The sequence below is a fragment of the Pseudomonas sp. Pse35 genome (genome assembly GCF_024519715.1).
GTDB lineage: Bacteria > Pseudomonadota > Gammaproteobacteria > Pseudomonadales > Pseudomonadaceae > Aquipseudomonas > Aquipseudomonas paracarnis.
The window spans coordinates 41,236-57,761 of record NZ_JALJRP010000036.1 but is presented as its reverse complement, the minus strand read 5'-3'; the positions used below and the strand labels follow the sequence as shown (position 1 = coordinate 57,761).

17 protein-coding genes are annotated in these 16,526 nt (G+C 60.3%); 7 read left to right on the top strand and 10 right to left on the bottom strand.

The genetic code is table 11. The annotated features are described in order from the left end of the window. Positions 1 to 75: 75 nt before the first annotated feature. Positions 76 to 1,398, bottom strand: coding sequence for a putative porin (locus tag OC445_RS23230; RefSeq protein WP_003193136.1), 1,323 nt, complete (start codon positions 1,396 to 1,398; stop codon positions 76 to 78). A gap of 285 nt (positions 1,399 to 1,683) precedes the next feature. Between OC445_RS23230 and OC445_RS23225 the strand changes: the two genes are divergently transcribed. After that, positions 1,684 to 2,817, top strand: a complete 1,134-nt coding sequence (locus OC445_RS23225; protein ID WP_060772935.1) for a GNAT family N-acetyltransferase — start codon at positions 1,684 to 1,686, stop codon at positions 2,815 to 2,817. Between the two features lie 120 nt (positions 2,818 to 2,937). On the opposite strand, the gene aqpZ is transcribed toward OC445_RS23225, so the two are convergent. From aqpZ to OC445_RS23200, 5 genes are all read right to left on the bottom strand, one after another. Next, positions 2,938 to 3,639, bottom strand: a complete 702-nt coding sequence (gene aqpZ, locus OC445_RS23220) for an aquaporin Z (protein ID WP_054897841.1) — start codon at positions 3,637 to 3,639, stop codon at positions 2,938 to 2,940. Between the two features lie 175 nt (positions 3,640 to 3,814). Continuing rightward, complete coding sequence (locus OC445_RS23215; RefSeq protein ID WP_054897840.1) at positions 3,815 to 5,647, bottom strand: ABC transporter ATP-binding protein; 1,833 nt, start codon at positions 5,645 to 5,647, stop codon at positions 3,815 to 3,817. 82 nt (positions 5,648 to 5,729) lie between these two features. Beyond that, positions 5,730 to 6,293, bottom strand: a complete 564-nt coding sequence (locus OC445_RS23210) for a peptidylprolyl isomerase (protein WP_034128293.1) — start codon at positions 6,291 to 6,293, stop codon at positions 5,730 to 5,732. A 3-nt stretch (positions 6,294 to 6,296) separates the two neighbouring features. Continuing rightward, a complete protein-coding gene (locus OC445_RS23205) occupies positions 6,297 to 7,100 on the bottom strand; it encodes an alpha/beta fold hydrolase (RefSeq protein ID WP_054920239.1) in 804 nt (267 codons plus the stop codon). 14 nt (positions 7,101 to 7,114) lie between these two features. Further along, complete coding sequence (locus tag OC445_RS23200; RefSeq protein WP_003193120.1) at positions 7,115 to 8,038, bottom strand: LysR family transcriptional regulator; 924 nt, start codon at positions 8,036 to 8,038, stop codon at positions 7,115 to 7,117. Positions 8,039 to 8,087: 49 nt separating this feature from the next. On the opposite strand from OC445_RS23200, the gene OC445_RS23195 reads away from it, so the two are divergent. From OC445_RS23195 to OC445_RS23185, 3 genes are all read left to right on the top strand, one after another. Further along, on the top strand, positions 8,088 to 8,402 hold the full coding sequence (locus OC445_RS23195) for a 3-phosphoglycerate kinase (RefSeq protein ID WP_034128295.1): 315 nt from the start codon (positions 8,088 to 8,090) through the stop codon (positions 8,400 to 8,402). A 151-nt stretch (positions 8,403 to 8,553) separates the two neighbouring features. Then, positions 8,554 to 9,153: an FMN-dependent NADH-azoreductase gene (locus OC445_RS23190; protein WP_044275035.1), complete on the top strand. Its 600-nt coding sequence runs from the start codon at positions 8,554 to 8,556 to the stop codon at positions 9,151 to 9,153. A 203-nt stretch (positions 9,154 to 9,356) separates the two neighbouring features. Next, positions 9,357 to 10,226 (top strand): carboxylate/amino acid/amine transporter, encoded by an 870-nt coding sequence (locus OC445_RS23185; protein WP_034128297.1) that lies wholly within the window; start codon positions 9,357 to 9,359, stop codon positions 10,224 to 10,226. Here OC445_RS23185 and OC445_RS23180 read toward each other — a convergent pair. Next, positions 10,183 to 11,211: an NADP-dependent oxidoreductase gene (locus OC445_RS23180; RefSeq protein WP_262020375.1), complete on the bottom strand. Its 1,029-nt coding sequence runs from the start codon at positions 11,209 to 11,211 to the stop codon at positions 10,183 to 10,185. The genes OC445_RS23185 and OC445_RS23180 overlap by 44 nt on opposite strands. A 61-nt stretch (positions 11,212 to 11,272) precedes the next feature. Beyond that, positions 11,273 to 12,061: an SDR family NAD(P)-dependent oxidoreductase gene (locus OC445_RS23175; RefSeq protein WP_034128299.1), complete on the bottom strand. Its 789-nt coding sequence runs from the start codon at positions 12,059 to 12,061 to the stop codon at positions 11,273 to 11,275. A 125-nt stretch (positions 12,062 to 12,186) separates the two neighbouring features. Here OC445_RS23175 and OC445_RS23170 point away from each other — a divergent pair, with 125 nt between their 5' ends. Next, positions 12,187 to 12,753 carry a TetR/AcrR family transcriptional regulator gene (locus OC445_RS23170; protein WP_034128300.1) on the top strand — a complete coding sequence of 189 codons (567 nt, stop codon included), beginning with the start codon at positions 12,187 to 12,189 and terminating at the stop codon, positions 12,751 to 12,753. Positions 12,754 to 12,769: 16 nt separating this feature from the next. Here the strand turns inward: OC445_RS23170 and OC445_RS23165 are convergent, their stop codons facing one another. Further along, the gene (locus tag OC445_RS23165) at positions 12,770 to 14,062 is read right to left on the bottom strand and encodes a mechanosensitive ion channel family protein (protein ID WP_034128301.1); all 1,293 of its coding nucleotides are present in this window, start codon (positions 14,060 to 14,062) and stop codon (positions 12,770 to 12,772) included. Between the two features lie 192 nt (positions 14,063 to 14,254). On the opposite strand from OC445_RS23165, the gene OC445_RS23160 reads away from it, so the two are divergent. Then, complete coding sequence (locus OC445_RS23160; protein ID WP_003193110.1) at positions 14,255 to 15,601, top strand: DEAD/DEAH box helicase; 1,347 nt, start codon at positions 14,255 to 14,257, stop codon at positions 15,599 to 15,601. A gap of 106 nt (positions 15,602 to 15,707) precedes the next feature. Here OC445_RS23160 and OC445_RS23155 read toward each other — a convergent pair whose 3' ends face one another. Beyond that, the gene (locus tag OC445_RS23155) at positions 15,708 to 15,977 is read right to left on the bottom strand and encodes a hypothetical protein (protein WP_072447464.1); all 270 of its coding nucleotides are present in this window, start codon (positions 15,975 to 15,977) and stop codon (positions 15,708 to 15,710) included. 153 nt (positions 15,978 to 16,130) lie between these two features. On the opposite strand from OC445_RS23155, the gene OC445_RS23150 reads away from it, so the two are divergent. Further along, positions 16,131 to 16,520 carry a hypothetical protein gene (locus OC445_RS23150; protein ID WP_034128303.1) on the top strand — a complete coding sequence of 130 codons (390 nt, stop codon included), beginning with the start codon at positions 16,131 to 16,133 and terminating at the stop codon, positions 16,518 to 16,520. The last annotated feature ends 6 nt before the right edge of the window (positions 16,521 to 16,526 follow it).

Sequence of the window (16,526 nt, the reverse complement as noted above, 5' to 3'; positions counted from 1 at the left end):
GCTTTTGGGGGCGCTTCGCACCCCAGCGCAAGCAAGCTTGCTCGCCACAGCAAGCTCGCTCCTACATGCTAAGCGTTAGAACTTGGCTTCAGCATCCAGCTGCAAGGTGTTGGTATCGGCATCCCGCTGGGTCCGGCTGGCGAAGTCAGCCTTGGTCAGGAAGTAGGTGGCGCCGATGGCGAAGTTCTTGTCGATGTCGTAGCTGACTTTCATCTTGTGACCGCGCGAGCCGGTGGTGCCGTTGGCGAAGTCCGAATCGGTGAAGGCGCCTACGACGGCGTTACGTTGAACGTCGCGGTAGTTGTAGTCCAGGTTCAAACCGAACACCTTGGACTTGGCACCCAGCAACCAGGCGGTGTCCTGGTCGGTCACCGCATCGTTGTTTTTCACGTACTGGCCGTAGAACGACAGCGGCACGGCCAGGCCACCGATGTCTGCTTGCGCAAAGCCTTCGTACAAGCGGAATTCATTGTTGGCCGAGTTGCCGTTGACCGCCAATGCGCAAGGCGTGGTGGTGGTTGTGCAGCGGCTGTCTTCGTCATTCTTGTAGGCGTAGATGCTGCCGCCCAAGGTCATTTTCAGGTTGTCGGTGACCGAGAACCGCGTGCCCAACTGGCCGGACGTCAGGCGCAGGTCATGGCGAAATTGCACGCCGTCACCGTCCACGTTGTCCTTGAGGTTGTAGTTACCCAGGCTGCCGAACAGCTCAGCGCTGCTACCCAGTGGGTATTTGTAGGTGACGGCCAGGCCTTCAGGGTTGATGTCGCTATCCCAGATCACATCGCCCATGTTCACCCACGGCTGCAGCATCTTGCCGCCGATCACGTGCAGGTTCTTGATCTGGTCCGGGTGGTAGTCGATGTAGCCGAGGTCCAGCCAGATCGACTTCTTATCGAAGTAACCATCCTGGTCTTGGTTGGTGGAGCGTGCATCATCGCCGCCGCCGGTGGCGATACGGATACCAGTGTCCACCTGCGGGTTGATTTCGGTGTAGGCACCCAGGCGGGCACGAATGCGTTGACGGTCTTTGTCACGCCCACCGTTGTTGGGCTCGCCGTCGATCTTGATGGTTTCCTGGCGGAAGCGCACGTCACCCTTGAACTGGGTCTTGGCTGCCCAAGCCAATTTCTGGTCGAAGCTGCTCAGCTCGTTGGTTTTTTTCGCAGTGGCCGCGATCTGCTCGTTGGTCTCTTGTTGAGCCTGGCGTGCGATCTGCTGCTCTTTCTGATCCCTGGCCAGTTCCATTTGCAGTTCGGTGTACTGCGCCGCGGTGATCTGGCCGTTGGCCTTGAGCATGTCGAGCAATTTAGCGTCGACTGCAGCGCTGGCCGGAACGCTCAGTGCCAGCAACAGGCCGCCACACAGGACCGCCGCAGTTTTAGTGGAAGCAAGACGCATATCAATCTCCGAAAGTGAGGAGGGAGGGCAACACCCTCCAGGACACAACCGACCCATGACGGACGGAAAAAATGTCGCCCGGTAGACCCGGACGCTCTAAAAACTGGCGTCAGTATCGCGACCGTTTATGACGGAGTAGTGGCTAAGTGATTTCATCTAGATGACAAATCGTTACGCAACGGAACTAAGGGTTTTGACGTCTGTCCGCGTGTTTTGAGGATGTGTGCGCGGCTGTGATCAGCGATAATCCCCAGGTTTTCATGCCAAGAAACAATGAGGATGCCGATGCCGCTGCAACGCCTGGACAGCCTGTCCGATATCGCTGCGCACACGTGGGATGCCCTGATGCCACAGGCCCAGCCGTTTATGCAGCATGGGTTTCTCAGTGCGCTGGAAGACAGCGCCAGCATCGGCCCGCATTCGGGCTGGCAGACGGAGCACTTGCTGCACTGGGAAGGCGACCGGTTGATGGCGGCATTGCCGGGTTATCGCAAGTGGCATTCTTATGGCGAGTACGTGTTCGATCACGGCTGGGCCGACGCTTGCGAGCGCGCCGGCATCGACTATTACCCCAAGTTGCTGACGGCCGTGCCGTTCAGCCCGGTCGGTGGGCCGCGCGTATTGGCTGCCAGTGCCGCAGACGCTTTCGAATTGCTTAATAGCCTGCCGGGGTATCTGGAGATCGAGGGCCTGTCGAGCGCCCATATCAACTTTACCGATGCCCTCGCCGATGAAGCCATGGCCCAACACCCCGGCTGGTTGCAACGCCTGGGTTGTCAGTTTCATTGGCAGAACCGTGGTTACCGCGACTTCCAGGATTTCCTCGACGCCCTGAGTTCACGCAAGCGCAAACAGATGCGCAAAGAGCGCGAACAAGTGGCAGGGCAGGGTATCGAGTTCGAGTGGTTGCAAGGCCATGAGCTGAGCGAATCCCAGTGGGATTTTGTTTACGCCTGCTACGCCAACACCTACGCGGTGCGTCGGCAATCGCCCTACCTGACCCGCGCATTTTTCAGCCTGTTGGCTGAGCGCATGCCCACAGCCATACGCGTAGTCTTGGCCAAACAAGGCACGCGCCCGGTGGCGATGGCCTTCAGCCTGATCGGTGGCGACAGCTTCTACGGCCGCTACTGGGGTTGCCTGGCGGAATTCGACCGCCTGCATTTCGAGACCTGTTTCTACCAAGGCATGGACTACGCCATCGCCCACGGCCTGCAACGCTTCGATGCGGGTGCCCAGGGCGAGCACAAATTGATTCGCGGGTTTGAGCCGGTGATTACGCGGTCATGGCACTACCTGCGCCACCCGGGGTTGAAGAACGCTGTGGAAGATTTTCTTGAGCGCGAACGGGTGGGGGTTCTGGCGTATGCCGAAGAGGCGAGGGCGGCCCTGCCTTATCGGCACTCTGACGGCACGTGAAACACCCTGTAGGAGCGAGCTTGCTCGCGAAGAACGTGCAGACGACGCGGGATTACAGCTGTATGCACCGCGTCATCGTTGGCGTTTTTCGCGAGCAAGCTCGCTCCTGCAGGGATTGGGTCAAGCTGTTTTTTCTGCACCCACCCATCGGTACGTAATGCCGCCGATCACCGCGCCGAGGATGGGCGCGAGCCAGAACAGCCACAATTGCTGCAGCGCCCAGCCGCCGACAATCAACGCAGGCCCTGTGCTGCGGGCCGGGTTGACCGAGGTGTTGGTCACCGGGATGGAGATAAGGTGGATCAGCGTCAGCCCCAGGCCAATGGCGATGGGCGCGAAGCCTGCCGGGGCTCGACGGTCGGTGGCGCCAAGGATGATCAGCACGAACATCGCCGTCATCACCAGCTCACAGACAAAGCCTGCCGCCATTGAATAACCACCGGGTGAATGCTCGCCATAACCATTGCTTGCCAGCCCGGAGGCCAGTTCGAACCCGGGTTTGCCGCTGGCGATGAAGTACAGCAGTGCGGCGGCGATGGCGCCACCGATCACTTGCGACACAATGTAGGCCGGCAGCTCCCTGGCCGGGAATCTGCCGCCGACCACCAACCCCACCGAGACGGCTGGGTTAAGGTGACAGCCGCTGATATGCCCGATGGCAAATGCCATGGTCAGCACCGTGAGCCCAAAAGCCAGGGACACCCCGAGCAGGCCGATGCCGACGTTGGGGAACGCTGCGGCCAACACCGCACTCCCGCAGCCACCCAACACCAGCCAAAACGTACCCAGTCCTTCCGTTACGGAACGTTTGAACAGTGACATGAACACTTCCTTAGATTGCTCTATCTGATTAACGGTCTGTGTGGCTTCCCTGCTGCCTTAAATCAGGGCCCTCCTGGGGCCTGATTGCAGTACAGCAGGATTGTGTCGCAAGACCAGCCAGATAGAGAAAGCTGTCAGAATTGTTCGGAATTGAGCGGGGCTTTACTCAGCAAAATCAGTCTATTCCGACAAAACCCCCGGTCTGATGCTGCCATAACCGCGAATAAAGCCCGCCGTATGCCAACAACTCGGAATGGCTGCCGCTTTCGGCAATCTGGCCTTTTTCCAGCACCACCAGGCGGTCCATTCGTGCGATGGTCGACAACCGGTGTGCAATTGCGATCACCGTCTTGCCCTGCATCAAGGTTTCCAGGCTCTCCTGGATCGCCGCTTCCACTTCAGAGTCCAGCGCAGAGGTGGCTTCGTCCATGATCAGGATCGGCGCGTCCTTGAGCAGCACGCGGGCGATAGCGATACGCTGGCGTTGCCCGCCGGAGAGTTTCACCCCACGTTCACCCACATGGGCATCCAGCCCGGTGCGGCCCTCGGAATCCGACAGCAGCGGGATGAATTCATCGGCGCGGGCCTTGTGCACCGCCGCCCACAGTTCTTCGTCAGTCGCGTCGGGCTTGCCATACAACAGGTTGTCGCGGATCGAGCGGTGCAGCAACGAGGTGTCTTGGGTGATCATGCCGATTTGTGCACGCAGGCTCTCCTGGGCGACCTCGGCGATGTCCTGGCCGTCGATGAGGATGCGCCCGCCCTGCAGGTCGTACAGGCGCAGCAGCAGGTTGACCAGCGTCGACTTGCCCGCGCCGGATGGGCCGATCAAGCCGATCTTTTCCCCGGCCTTGATCTCAAGGTTGAGGCCGCCAATGATTCCGCTCTTCTTGCCGTAGTGGAAGTCCACTTGCTCAAAGCGTACCTGGCCGTGGGGTACCGTCAGGCGCGGAGCGTTTTCACGATCGATAACGGCCAGTGGCTGGGCGATGGTCTTCAGGCCGTCTTGCACAATGCCGATGTTTTCGAAAATGCCGTTGACCACCCACATGATCCAGCCGGACATGTTGACGATGCGGATCACCAGGCCGGTGGCCAGGGCAATCGCGCCCACGGAAATCAGCGACTGGGTCCACAGCCACAGGGCCAGGCCAGTAGTGGTGACGATCAGCAGGCCGTTCAGAATACAGATCACGGTGTCCATGCTGGTGAGCACGCGGGCGGCCAGTTGGGTTTTTTCGGTCTGCTCGATGATCGCTTGCTTGGCGTATTCCTGTTCGTTCTGCGTATGGGCGAACAGCTTCAAAGTGGTGATATTGGTGTAGCCGTCGACGATTCGGCCCATCAGTTTGGAGCGCGCCTCGGAGGAAATCACCGAGCGTTCTTTCACCCGAGGTACGAAGTAACGCAGGGCCAGGCTGTAGCAAACGATCCAGGTGATCAGCGGAATCATCAGCCGCCAGTCGGCCTCGGCAAACAACACCAGGGCACTGATGGCGTAGATCGACACGTGCCAGATAGCCTCCGCGGTCGCCACCGCCGAGTCACGCAAGGAGTTGCCGGTTTGCATGATCCGCTGGGCGATGCGCCCGGCGAAATCGTTTTGAAAGAAATTCAGGCTCTGCTTGAGCACGTAGCTGTGATTCTGCCAGCGAATCAGGCTGGTCATGCCAGGGTTGATGGTCTGGTGCACCAGCAAGTCATGCAGGCCGTTGAAAAGCGGGCGCAACAACAGGGCGACCACGGCCATCCAGATCAGCTCGGCGCTGTGGATCTGGAAAAAATTCGCCGGTGGCGTGCCCTGGGCCAGGTCGATGATGCGGCTCAGGTAGCTGAACAACGCAACTTCGATCAGGGCGCCGACCAGCCCCACCACCAGCAGCGCGGCGAAGCACGGCCACACCTGGCGCAGGTAATAGAGATAGAAGGGCAGGACTTTTTCGGGAGGGGCCGCGCTGGGGGCGTCGCGGAAAATATCGATCAGTTGTTCAAAACGACGATAGAGCATTAGGTTTGACGCCCGCCGGGCGGGCTCTCCTTTCAAAGGTGCACGGTGCCATGCGGGCACCGTGCAAAGCTGCCTGCGGACCTCAGTCGATGCGCTTGGCCGACTTGATGATCACAGGATCGATAGGCACGTTCTGCATGCCTTGCTTGGTGGTGGTCTGGGAGTTGACGATGATGTCGACCACGTCCATGCCCTTGACCACTTTGGCGAACACGGCATAACCGGCATCGCGGCCCGGGTCGAGGAAGGCATTGTCGGCCACGTTGATGAAGAATTGGCTGGTGGCCGAGTTCGGGTCATTGGTGCGAGCCATGGACAAGGTGCCACGCACGTTATGCAGGCCATTGCTGGCTTCGTTCTTGATCGGTGCTTCGGTCGGCTTTTGCGCCATTTGCTGGGTGAACCCGCCGCCCTGGACCATGAAGCCGGGGATCACGCGGTGAAAGATCGTGTTGGTGTAGAAGCCCTTGTCGACATAGGCCAGGAAGTTCTTGGTGCTGATCGGCGCCTTGACCGGGTCCAGTTCGATTTCAATCTGGCCGTTGGTGGTGTCGAGCAACACGTGTGGCGCCTTGGCCGGCTCGGCCGCCATCAGGTTGGCAGCGAACAGGGCGGAACCGGCAAAGAAGGCGATTTTTTTCAGCATGGGTCAGTGATCCTGGGTAGTGGTTTCGACGGTCTTTAGAAACTCGAGCAAGGTCGCGTTAAAGACCTCGGGTTGATCCAAGGGCGTGGCATGGCGGGAATCTTCGATGACCACCAGCCGCGCATCGGGCAGCAGTTTTACATAGATTTCTTTCTGCGCCACGGGGGTGTAGTCATGGTCGGCGCTGATGACCAGGGTTGGACAGGCAATTCTCGACAGTTGTTCCTGCACGCCCCAGCCCACAATGGCGTCGAAGCTGGCGAGATAAGCACGTTTGTCGTTGCTTGCCCAGCGTTCGGCCATCTTGCGGCGCAGGTCGGCCTGCTCAGGTTTTGGGAACAGCCGATCGCCCAAGGCCTTGCCGATGGTGCCCAGGCTGAGCACGCGGGCCAGGGTCCAGCGTTTGGCCCACTGCCAATAGTCGTCGGCACTGCGCACCTTGACCTCAGGCGCGCTGTTGACGATGCACAGGCTTTTGACCCGCAGGGGTTCATCCACCGCCAGTTGGAAGGCGATCATGCCGCCCATGGATAAACCCACCACGTGGGCCGCTGGCAGGTCCAGGTGTTCGATCAGGGCGACCAGGTCGAAGGTAAACCCTTTGATGCTGTAGCGCTCCCGGGGTTTGTCCGAGCGACCATGGCCGCGCACGTCAACCACGATCAGGCGGTAGTGCCGGGCGAGTACCGGTATTTGCAGTTCCCAATCCTGGCTGCTGGAGCCCAGGCCGTGGATCAGGATCAGGGGGTTGCCATGGCCGTATTCCTCGTAATGCAGGCTGCAGCCTTCATGATCGAACCAGGCCATGGATGAACTCCGTTTCAGGCTTGTTGGGGAGCGGCGAAAGGCGCGTCCAGGGGAGCGGTGTCAAAGGTGCGCAGCAATTCCACGAGGATCTGCGTGGCGGGCCCCAAGGGTTTGTCTTTGTTGGAGTACAGGTAAAACGTCGGGTTGCGACTGCCACCTTTTTCCAGGGGAAGCTGCTTGAGCACGCCTTCCTTGAGTTCGCGCTCGATCATGTGCCGGGGCAGCCAGGCAAAGCCCAGGCCGCTGCCGACGAAGGTGGCGGCGGTAGCGAGGCTGCCGACGGTCCAGCGCTGTTCGGCGCCTAGCCAGCCGACGTCGCGCGGTTGTTGGCGGCCCGAGTCACGGATCACAACCTGCATCTGGCTCTCCAGGTCGTGGAAACTCAGCTCACGGTTGAGGCGATGCAGCGAGTGATCGGGGTGGGCCACGGCGACGAACTCCACATCGCTCATTTCCGTGCCCAGGTAGCCCGGGATGATAAACCCGCAAATGGCCAGGTCCGCCATGCCGTCGAGCAGCAACTCTTCGACGCCGGACAGCACTTCTTCGCGCAGGCGCACCCGGCAGCCACGGCTTTGGGGCATAAAGGCGGTCAGCGCGCGAACGAGGCGTGCGCTGGGGTAGGCGGCATCCACCACCAGGCGCACTTCGGCTTCCCAGCCCTGCTCCATGTGATGGGCGAGGTCTTCCAGTTGGCTGGCGTTTTTCACCAGTTGGCGGGAGCGGCGCAGCAGCACTTCACCGGCTTCGGTCAGCACCGCCTTGCGCCCGTCGATACGCAGCAAGGGGACACCGAGTTGGTCCTGCATGCGCGCTACGGTGTAGCTCACTGAAGATTGCGAACGGTGCAGCGCTTCGGCGGCTTGGGCAAAGCCGCCATGATCGACCACGGCTTGCAAGGTGCGCCATTGATCGAGGGTAACGCGGGGCGCTTTCAAGATGAGCTCCTCTTGTCCTAAGCTGGCGGTCCTTATTGGAGACTGCCGAATGAGAAAATTGTGTTGTGTGTTGCTGGCGCTGCTGCCGATGAGCGCGTTTGCCTACCCTATCGACGTGACGAAAAAGATCGATGGCGTGAGCATTGATTACACCGCCTCCGATGTGGACGGCGACATCAGTTCGATCCAGCTGAACAACTACGGTACCCAGGACGCTGTGTGCAAGGTTACCTTCACCAACGGCCCGGAATCGCCACGCCGTCGCACCGTGACTGTGCCGGCAGGCAAAAGCACCAACACCACGGTCAAGTTCAACCGCGCCATCATCAAGATGCGCATTGCCTTGGACTGCGCCCCAAAATAAAGCGGTAGCGGGGCATGCCCACAGGAATACTCCGCTTATAAACGAATTTCTAGATGGGTTGTAGCAGTTTTTTGCGCTTTTTTATCGAATGGGCCCTGGTTAACCTTCTCTCCATCGACTTACAGCAATTACCGATGGAGCCTACGAAGCCATGTCCAATGTCCTGATCATCGAAAGCAGTGCGCGCCAGCAGGATTCCATTTCCCGCCAGCTCACCCAACAGTTCATCAGCCAATGGCAAGTCGCCCATCCGGCAGACCACATCACCGTGCGCGACGTCGCGCTCAATCCGGTACCCCATTTGGATGCCAACCTGCTGGGCGGTTGGATGAAACCGGCGGAGCAGCGTAACGACGACGAACAGGTGTCCCTGGACCGCTCCAACGAGTTGACTGACGAACTACTGGCCGCCGACGTGTTGGTGATGGCCGCGCCGATGTACAACTTCGCTATCCCCAGCACCCTCAAAGCCTGGCTGGATCACGTGTTGCGGGCCGGTGTGACTTTCAAATACACCGCCACTGGGCCCCAGGGCCTGTTGACCGGCAAGCGCGCCATCGTGCTCACCGCACGCGGCGGTATTCACACGGGTGCTACCTCGGATCACCAGGAACCGTACCTGCGCCAGGTCATGGCATTTATTGGCATTCATGACGTCACCTTCATTCACGCCGAAGGCGTCAACCTGGGCGGCGACTTCCAGGAGAAGGGCGTCAATCACGCCAAGGCACTGCTGGCCCAGGTGGCCTGAGGCGTTAATCGTCAGATAATCCCGTGCTGCTTATATAGCCCCACGCAAACCCTTCAAGTACGCGTATCGAACCTCCCTTTGCACTTTTTGCTCCTGAGTGCTCCTGCCCGACTGCCGCTTTAGCGAGGTCGGGTTTTTTTTGCGCCGAGTTTCTTCAACCTCCAAAAAGCTTTAATGTCGCGCCCATTCGAAACGAGGCGCGCATGGGCTATTTACTGGTTGTCACCCTGATTCAGGCATTTTCCTTCAGCTTGATTGGCGAATACCTCGCCGGTCACGTCGACAGCTACTTTGCGGTGCTGGTGCGCGTGGTGCTGGCCGGGCTGATCTTTATCCCGCTGACGCGCTGGCGCTCGGTGGAGCCCGCGTTCATGCGCGGCATGTTGGTGATCGGTGCATTGCAGTTCGGCGTGACCTACGTCTGCCTGTACCTGAGCTTTCGCGTGCTGACGGTGCCGGAAGTGCTGCTATTCACCATCCTCACGCCGCTGCATGTGACCCTGATCGAGGACGCGCTTAATCGCCGCTTCAATCCCTGGGCGCTGGTGGCGGCCCTGGTGGCGGTGGGCGGTGCGGCGGTGATTCGTTTCGATCAGATCACCCCGCACTTCCTGATGGGGTTCTTGCTGCTGCAATTGGCCAACTTCACCTACGCCGCCGGGCAAGTCATGTACAAACACCTGGTGGCGCGTTATCCCAGTGACCAGCCGCACTTCCGGCGTTTCGGTTATTTCTACCTGGGTGCCTTGTTGGTGGTGTTGCCGGCGTTCCTGCTGTTCGGCAAGGCTGACTTCCTGCCGCAAGCGCCGCTGCAATGGGGTGTGCTGGTGTTCCTCGGTTTGGTCAGCACCGCGCTGGGCATGTACTGGTGGAACAAGGGTGCTTGCCTGGTCAATGGCGGTACCCTGGCGGTGATGAACAACCTGCATGTGCCGGTGGGGTTGCTGCTGAACCTGCTGATCTGGAACCAGCACGAACCGCTGGGCCGTTTGGCCCTGGGCGGTCTGGTGATTCTGGGGGCGGTTTGGATCAGCCGGCTGGGTGTACGTCGGGCGGTGTCGTCTCCATCGTGATCACTACCTTGCCTTTGGCGCGGCCTTGTTCGACATAGTCCAGGGCCGCCGCTGTGGATTCGAACGGAAAGGTACGGTCGATAACCGGCCGGATACTGCCGGACTCGACCAGCGCGGTGATTTCATCCAGTTGTGCGCCACTGGCACGCATGAAGACAAACTCATAGCTCACGCCTTGCTTGCGTGCTTTCCTGCGGATACCGCTGCTCAACAGGCCCATGACCAGGCCTAATACCCATGGCAGGTTCTGGGCGCGGGCGAAGGCGGGCGTCAGCGGCCCGGAGATGGAGATGAGCTGACCGCCGGGCTTGAGAGTCTTCAGTGACTTGGCCAGCGCATCCGGGCCCAGGCTGTTCAGCACCACATCGTAATCCCGCAGCACGGCCTCGAAGGCTTGCTGTTTGTAGTCGATCACTACATCCGCGCCCAACGCCTTGACCCACTCCACATTGGCGGTGCTGGTGGTGGTGGCGACAAAAGCGCCCAAATGCTTGGCCAGCTGGATGGCGATACTGCCCACCCCGCCTGAGCCCGCATGAATGAACACCTTCTGGCCTTTCTTCAGCTTCGCGGTTTCCACCAGCACCTGCCACGCCGTGAGCGCGACCAGGGGCAGGGACGCGGCTTGCTCCATGGTGATGTTGTCGGGTTTGCGCGCCAGTGCGTCTTCGTGCACGGCAATCCGCTCGGCGAAGGTGCCGATACGTTGCTGGGGCGGACGAGCGTAGACTTCGTCCCCCGGCTTGAAGCGTCGTACCGCAGCGCCGACGCTGAGCACCACGCCGGCCAGGTCGTTGCCCAGTGTCAACGGCAATGCATAGGGCAGGATCAGTTTGAATTCGCCCTTGGCGATCTTTGCATCCAGCACATTGACGCTGCTGGCCCGCACCTGGACCAGCACGTCATGTTCACCCACAACAGGCGCGGGGGTTTCGATGAGGCGGCCGGGCTGCTTGCCGTACCGTTCGATGGAAAATGCCTTCATGGTTCAACGCTCGTTGCTTCGGTGAGAAGGGCAGGCGCGGAGCACGCCTGCTACCGGTTGATCAGGCGTTGGCCAGGTAACGCTCGGCAACCTGGGACTGCTTGATCTGCGCCAGCAAGCCTTGCCGCGCAGCCTGCAACGCGTCCCAACGGGCGCCGTCCTGCAACGGCGGAATGGTCACCGGCTCGCGGCGGTCGAAACCGACCAGCGCTGCGTCCACCAGATCACCCACTTCCATCACGTCCGTGAGGGTGTTGATATCAATGCCCGCACGCTCCCAGATCTCGGTACGCGTGGCAGCGGGCAGCACGGCTTGCACGTACACGCCTTTGGGCGCCAGTTCCAGGCTCATGCCTTGGGACAGGAACAGCACGAACGCCTTGGTCGCGCCGTACACCGTCATGCCGAATTCCGGGGCCAGGCCCACTACCGAGCCAATGTTGATGATAGCGCCGTTGCCGGCTGCCGCCAGGCGCGGGGCGATGGCACTGGCCAGGCGTACCAGCGCCGTGGTGTTGAGGGCGACCAACTGCACGACGCTTTCGGTGGACTGTTCAATAAAACTGCCGGACTGCGCGGCGCCTGCATTATTGACTAGCGTGCCAATGCTGGCGTCATCGCGCAGGCGCGCTTCAACTGCGGCCAAGTCAGCGCTTTGGGTCAGGTCGGCCGGGAGGATATCAACGCTGACGGCGTGGTGCTCACGCAGCCTGGCGGCGAGCGCTTCCAGGCGCGCTATGTCACGGGCGACCAGTACGAGGTCGTGGCCGCGTGCGGCAAAGCGTTCGGCGTAGGCGGCGCCAATGCCGGTCGAAGCGCCAGTGATCAGAACGGTAGTGGAAGTGCTCATGGTGTGATGCTCTGTGAGTGCGAGGAGGTTTTATGATGTCGATCATAATCAAAGCTGTCAACGGTTTTGATTATGATCGACATCATAGTAATATGCCTATCTCGCAAGCTGGCAGGACCATACACATGAAGATCACCAAGGCGCAGTCACAGAGCAATCGGGCCCATATCGTCGCGACAGCTTCCGAGCTGTTCCGCGAGCGGGGTTTCGATGGGGTGGGCGTGGCCGAGTTGATGGCTGCGGCCGGTTTTACCCAAGGCGGCTTTTACAAGCACTTCGGTTCCAAGGCGGACTTGATGGCGGAAGCAGCCGCCAACAGTCTGGCGCAGTCACTGGCCGACAGCGCGGAGATGGAGGTGGAGCAGTTTTTCGAGGTTTACCTGTCCAGGCAGCACCGCGACCATCGCGGCGGCGGATGCACATTGGCGGCGTTGTGTGCCGATGCCGCCCGTCAATCGGACACGCTGAAGGCGACCTTTGCCGACGGTTTGGAAAATACCCTGCAGGCCCTGGAAGCAAAGTACAACGCAGCTCATGAGACGCCACAAGAAGGCGTGCGCGCGAAAATGCTCGACAGCATGGCCCATGCCATCGGCGCAATCATGCTGTCGCGGGCGTGCCCGGATGATTCCGCACTGGCCGATGAAGTGCTTGAGGTTTGCCGCAAGGAGATTACGGCGTCACTGCCGTAATCCCGTTTGCATCACCTCATGCCGTTTCGGCGACGGGTACCTGCGTGGCCCCGGCCAATGCCGGCAGCACGCCGGCGCGCAGGTCGTTGCCGCTCGGCTGCTGATACAGGCTCAGCCCGAACTCCGGCAACACCGCCAACAGATAATCGAAGATATCGCCCTGGATCCGCTCGTAATCGCCCCACGCCGTGGTGCGGGTAAAGCAGTAGATCTCCAGCGGCACGCCCTGGGCGGTGGTTTGCATCTGGCGCACCATGCAGGTCATGTTCGGCTGGATGTCCGGGTGGCTTTGCAGGTATGCCAGTGCGTAGGCGCGGAAGGTGCCGAGGTTGGTCATGCGCCGACGGTTGGCCGACAGTTGCGCGCTGTGGCCCTGAGCCTCGTTCCAGGCCTTGAGTTCGGCCTGCTTGCGGCTGATATAGCCGCTGAGCAAGTGCACCTGGGTCATGCGCACTTCCTCCTCGTCGTTCAGGAAGCGTACGCCGCTGGCGTCGATGTACAGGCTGCGCTTGATACGGCGCCCACCGGAGGCCTGCATGCCACGCCAGTTCTTGAACGACTCGGACATCAGGCGCCAGGTGGGGATGGAAACGATGGTCTTGTCGAAGTTCTGCACCTTCACCGTGTGCAGGGTGATGTCCACCACATCGCCATCGGCACCCACCTGGGGCATTTCGATCCAGTCACCGACGCGCAGCATGTCGTTGCTGGTCAATTGCACACTGGCGACGAACGACAGCAGCGTGTCCTTGTACACCAACAGAATCACCGCCGACATCGCACCCAGGCCCGACAGCAGCAACAGCGGCGAGCGGTCGATCAGGGTGGCGACGATGATGATCGCGCCGAACACGAACAGCACCATTTTCGCCAGTTGCACATAGCCCTTGATCGAGCGGGTGCGTGCGTGTTCGGTGCGTGCGTAGATATCCAGCAGCGCGTTGAGCAGGGCACTCATGGCCAAAACCATGAACAGAATGGTGATCGCCAGGGCGACGTTGCCGATAAACAGAATGGCGGTCTTGCTCAGGTCCGGCACCAGGTACAGGCCGAACTGGACCACCAGCGATGGCGTCATCTGCGCCAGGCGATGGAAGACTTTGTTATGCCGCAGGTCGTTCAGCCAGTGCAGGGCCGGCTGCCGGCCGAGCAATTTGACCGCGTGCAGGATGAGGTAACGGGCGACCCTTCCCACCACCAATGCCACCACCAGCAACACCAGCAAGCCTAGGCTGGAATGCAGGACCGGGTGTTCATCGAGGGCGCCCCAAAGGTCTTGGACGTTGAGCCAGAGCTGTTTGATATCCATGAGTGAACCGATTCTTCTGTAAGACAACACGGGGCGATTAGAGCATTTAAGTGCAACAAAGTTGACGCTCTGGACAAAATCGCTGACAAAAAAGCAGCTGATTAGCCCCGTTCGCGTAAAGAAACTCGGTTTGGGCGCCCGAAACCGGTAACCTATGCAGCTGATATTTTGTATTTCTTCGAGGTAGCACCCGTGTTTTCCCAATTCGCCCTGCACGAACGCCTGCTTAAAGCCGTGGCCGAGCTTAAATTTGTCGAGCCTACGCCTGTGCAAGCAGCGGCCATCCCGCTCGCGCTGCAAGGGCGTGACCTGCGGGTGACGGCGCAAACCGGCAGCGGCAAGACCGCCGCTTTCGTCCTTCCGGTACTTAACCGCCTGATCGGCCCGGCCAAAGTGCGCGTCAGCATCAAGACCCTGATCCTGCTGCCGACCCGCGAGCTGGCCCAGCAGACCCTGAAGGAAGTCGAGCGCTTCTCGCAGTTCACCTTCATCAAGTCCGGCATCATTACCGGTGGCGAAGACTTCAAGGTCCAGGCCGCGATGTTGCGCAAGGTACCGGACATCCTGATCGGCACCCCAGGGCGCATGATCGAGCAGCTCAACGCTGGCAACCTCGACCTCAAGGAAGTCGAAGTGCTGGTGCTCGACGAAGCCGACCGCATGCTCGACATGGGCTTTGCCGATGATGTGCAACGTCTGGTCGGTGAGTGCGTCAACCGCCAGCAGACCATGCTGTTCTCCGCCACCACCGGTGGTTCGACCCTGCGCGATATGGTCGCCAAGGTGCTGAACAACCCTGAGCACTTGCAGGTCAACAACGTCAGCGACCTGAACGCCACCACGCGTCAGCAGATCGTCACCGCTGACCATAACGTGCACAAAGAACAGATCCTGAACTGGTTGTTGGCCAACGAGACCTACCAGAAGGCCATCGTGTTCACCAACACCCGTGCCGCCGCCGACCGTATCTACGGGCGCCTGGTTGCGCAGGAATACAAGGCGTTCGTGCTGCACGGCGAGAAAGACCAGAAGGACCGCAAGCTGGCCATCGACCGTCTCAAGGCGGGCGGCGTGAAGATCCTGGTGGCCACCGATGTTGCCGCACGCGGTCTCGACGTGGACGGCCTGGACCTGGTGATCAACTTCGACATGCCCCGCAGCGGCGACGAATACGTGCACCGTATCGGCCGTACCGGACGGGCCGGCAACGATGGCCTGGCTATCTCGCTGATCTGCCACGGCGACTGGAACCTGATGTCGAGCATCGAACGCTACCTGAAGCAGTCGTTCGAGCGCCGCACCATCAAGGAAGTCAAAGGCACGTACACCGGGCCGAAGAAGGTCAAGGCGTCGGGCAAGGCCGTTGGCGTGAAGAAGAAAAAGACCGACGCCAAGGGCGACAAGAAGAAAACCGGCGCCAAGTCGCCGACCAAGCGCAAGATCGCCAACCGGCCGAAGACCGACAACCTGTCGCTCGTCAGCAAGGACGGCATGGCGCCGCTCAAGCGCCGCAAGCCAGAAGCTCCGGCTGCCGAATAAGCAGTTGGGCATAAAAAAACCGGACAATGTCCGGTTTTTTTTCGCCATGATCGTTCCCACGCTCCGCGTGGGAATGCCTCCAGAGACGCTCTGCGTCGCGTTGTGCTCAATGCTTCCGCGCAGCCTCTCTGAGCTCCTTGAGCCGCGCATCGATCAACTGGCACTTGTCGGGAAACTTGGCGCTTTCAGTATCCAGGTCCATCTTCTGCAACTCGTCATTCATCTCCTTGGCCTTGTTCGGGCTCTGCTCGGTGAGCTTGGTCACTTCCTTGGCCAGCTCCTCGCGCTTGGCCGTGGCCTCCTCAGGCGTGCAGGCCCAGGCGGGCAGGGTGCTCAACAGCGTGGCGGCGAGGGTCAGCTTCATCAAGGTTTTCATGGTCGGACTTCCTTGGCAGTGATGTGCAGTTGAGGCGGCGAACCTCTGGAAAGTTCAGAGAAATGACGCCCGTCCGTTCGGTTGAACGGCCAGTGCCGGAACGTGTCACTCCCTTAGACGGGCTAACTCCATCGGCCTGCAGGAGGAATCAGGATGACGACTTACAATTGGGATCTGATCGAACGTCTGCTGCATGAAGTGCAGAACGGCGAAGGCAGCTTTGCCCCGCGCAAATACGCCGAACAAGAAGCGGCCGAGAAGGCGACGGCCGGCGAGGACACTGGCAACCTGGACGCACTCAAGAAGACCGCTGCCGATTACGAGGCGCTGCTGTTCAAGCGTGGCTTTATCGAGTCGCGGCCTGAGGAAGAGGGCGGCAATGGCGAGAATTTCATTCTGACGGCGCTGGGTGCGCAATTGCTGGCGCTGATCGACAGTTCGATTCCGGGCAATGATCATCCACGTCAGGTGTTGGATGAGCAGGAGGACGCGCTTGATCCGGCAACGTTCGCTGAAGTGGCCTCCAAAGCGCAGATCGCCTGATCTTCT

What these genes read in the sequence shown, in the direction of transcription:
- OC445_RS23230 (WP_003193136.1), bottom strand. Translation starts at nt 1,398, where the DNA reads ATGCGTCTTGCTTCCACTAAAACTGCGGCGGTCCTGTGTGGCGGCCTG.
- OC445_RS23225 (WP_060772935.1), top strand. Translation starts at nt 1,684, where the DNA reads ATGCCGCTGCAACGCCTGGACAGCCTGTCCGATATCGCTGCGCACACG.
- aqpZ (WP_054897841.1), bottom strand. Translation starts at nt 3,639, where the DNA reads ATGTCACTGTTCAAACGTTCCGTAACGGAAGGACTGGGTACGTTTTGG.
- OC445_RS23215 (WP_054897840.1), bottom strand. Translation starts at nt 5,647, where the DNA reads ATGCTCTATCGTCGTTTTGAACAACTGATCGATATTTTCCGCGACGCC.
- OC445_RS23210 (WP_034128293.1), bottom strand. Translation starts at nt 6,293, where the DNA reads ATGCTGAAAAAAATCGCCTTCTTTGCCGGTTCCGCCCTGTTCGCTGCC.
- OC445_RS23205 (WP_054920239.1), bottom strand. Translation starts at nt 7,100, where the DNA reads ATGGCCTGGTTCGATCATGAAGGCTGCAGCCTGCATTACGAGGAATAC.
- OC445_RS23195 (WP_034128295.1), top strand. Translation starts at nt 8,088, where the DNA reads ATGAGAAAATTGTGTTGTGTGTTGCTGGCGCTGCTGCCGATGAGCGCG.
- OC445_RS23190 (WP_044275035.1), top strand. Translation starts at nt 8,554, where the DNA reads ATGTCCAATGTCCTGATCATCGAAAGCAGTGCGCGCCAGCAGGATTCC.
- OC445_RS23185 (WP_034128297.1), top strand. Translation starts at nt 9,357, where the DNA reads ATGGGCTATTTACTGGTTGTCACCCTGATTCAGGCATTTTCCTTCAGC.
- OC445_RS23180 (WP_262020375.1), bottom strand. Translation starts at nt 11,211, where the DNA reads ATGAAGGCATTTTCCATCGAACGGTACGGCAAGCAGCCCGGCCGCCTC.
- OC445_RS23175 (WP_034128299.1), bottom strand. Translation starts at nt 12,061, where the DNA reads ATGAGCACTTCCACTACCGTTCTGATCACTGGCGCTTCGACCGGCATT.
- OC445_RS23170 (WP_034128300.1), top strand. Translation starts at nt 12,187, where the DNA reads ATGAAGATCACCAAGGCGCAGTCACAGAGCAATCGGGCCCATATCGTC.
- OC445_RS23165 (WP_034128301.1), bottom strand. Translation starts at nt 14,062, where the DNA reads ATGGATATCAAACAGCTCTGGCTCAACGTCCAAGACCTTTGGGGCGCC.
- OC445_RS23155 (WP_072447464.1), bottom strand. Translation starts at nt 15,977, where the DNA reads ATGAAAACCTTGATGAAGCTGACCCTCGCCGCCACGCTGTTGAGCACC.
- OC445_RS23150 (WP_034128303.1), top strand. Translation starts at nt 16,131, where the DNA reads ATGACGACTTACAATTGGGATCTGATCGAACGTCTGCTGCATGAAGTG.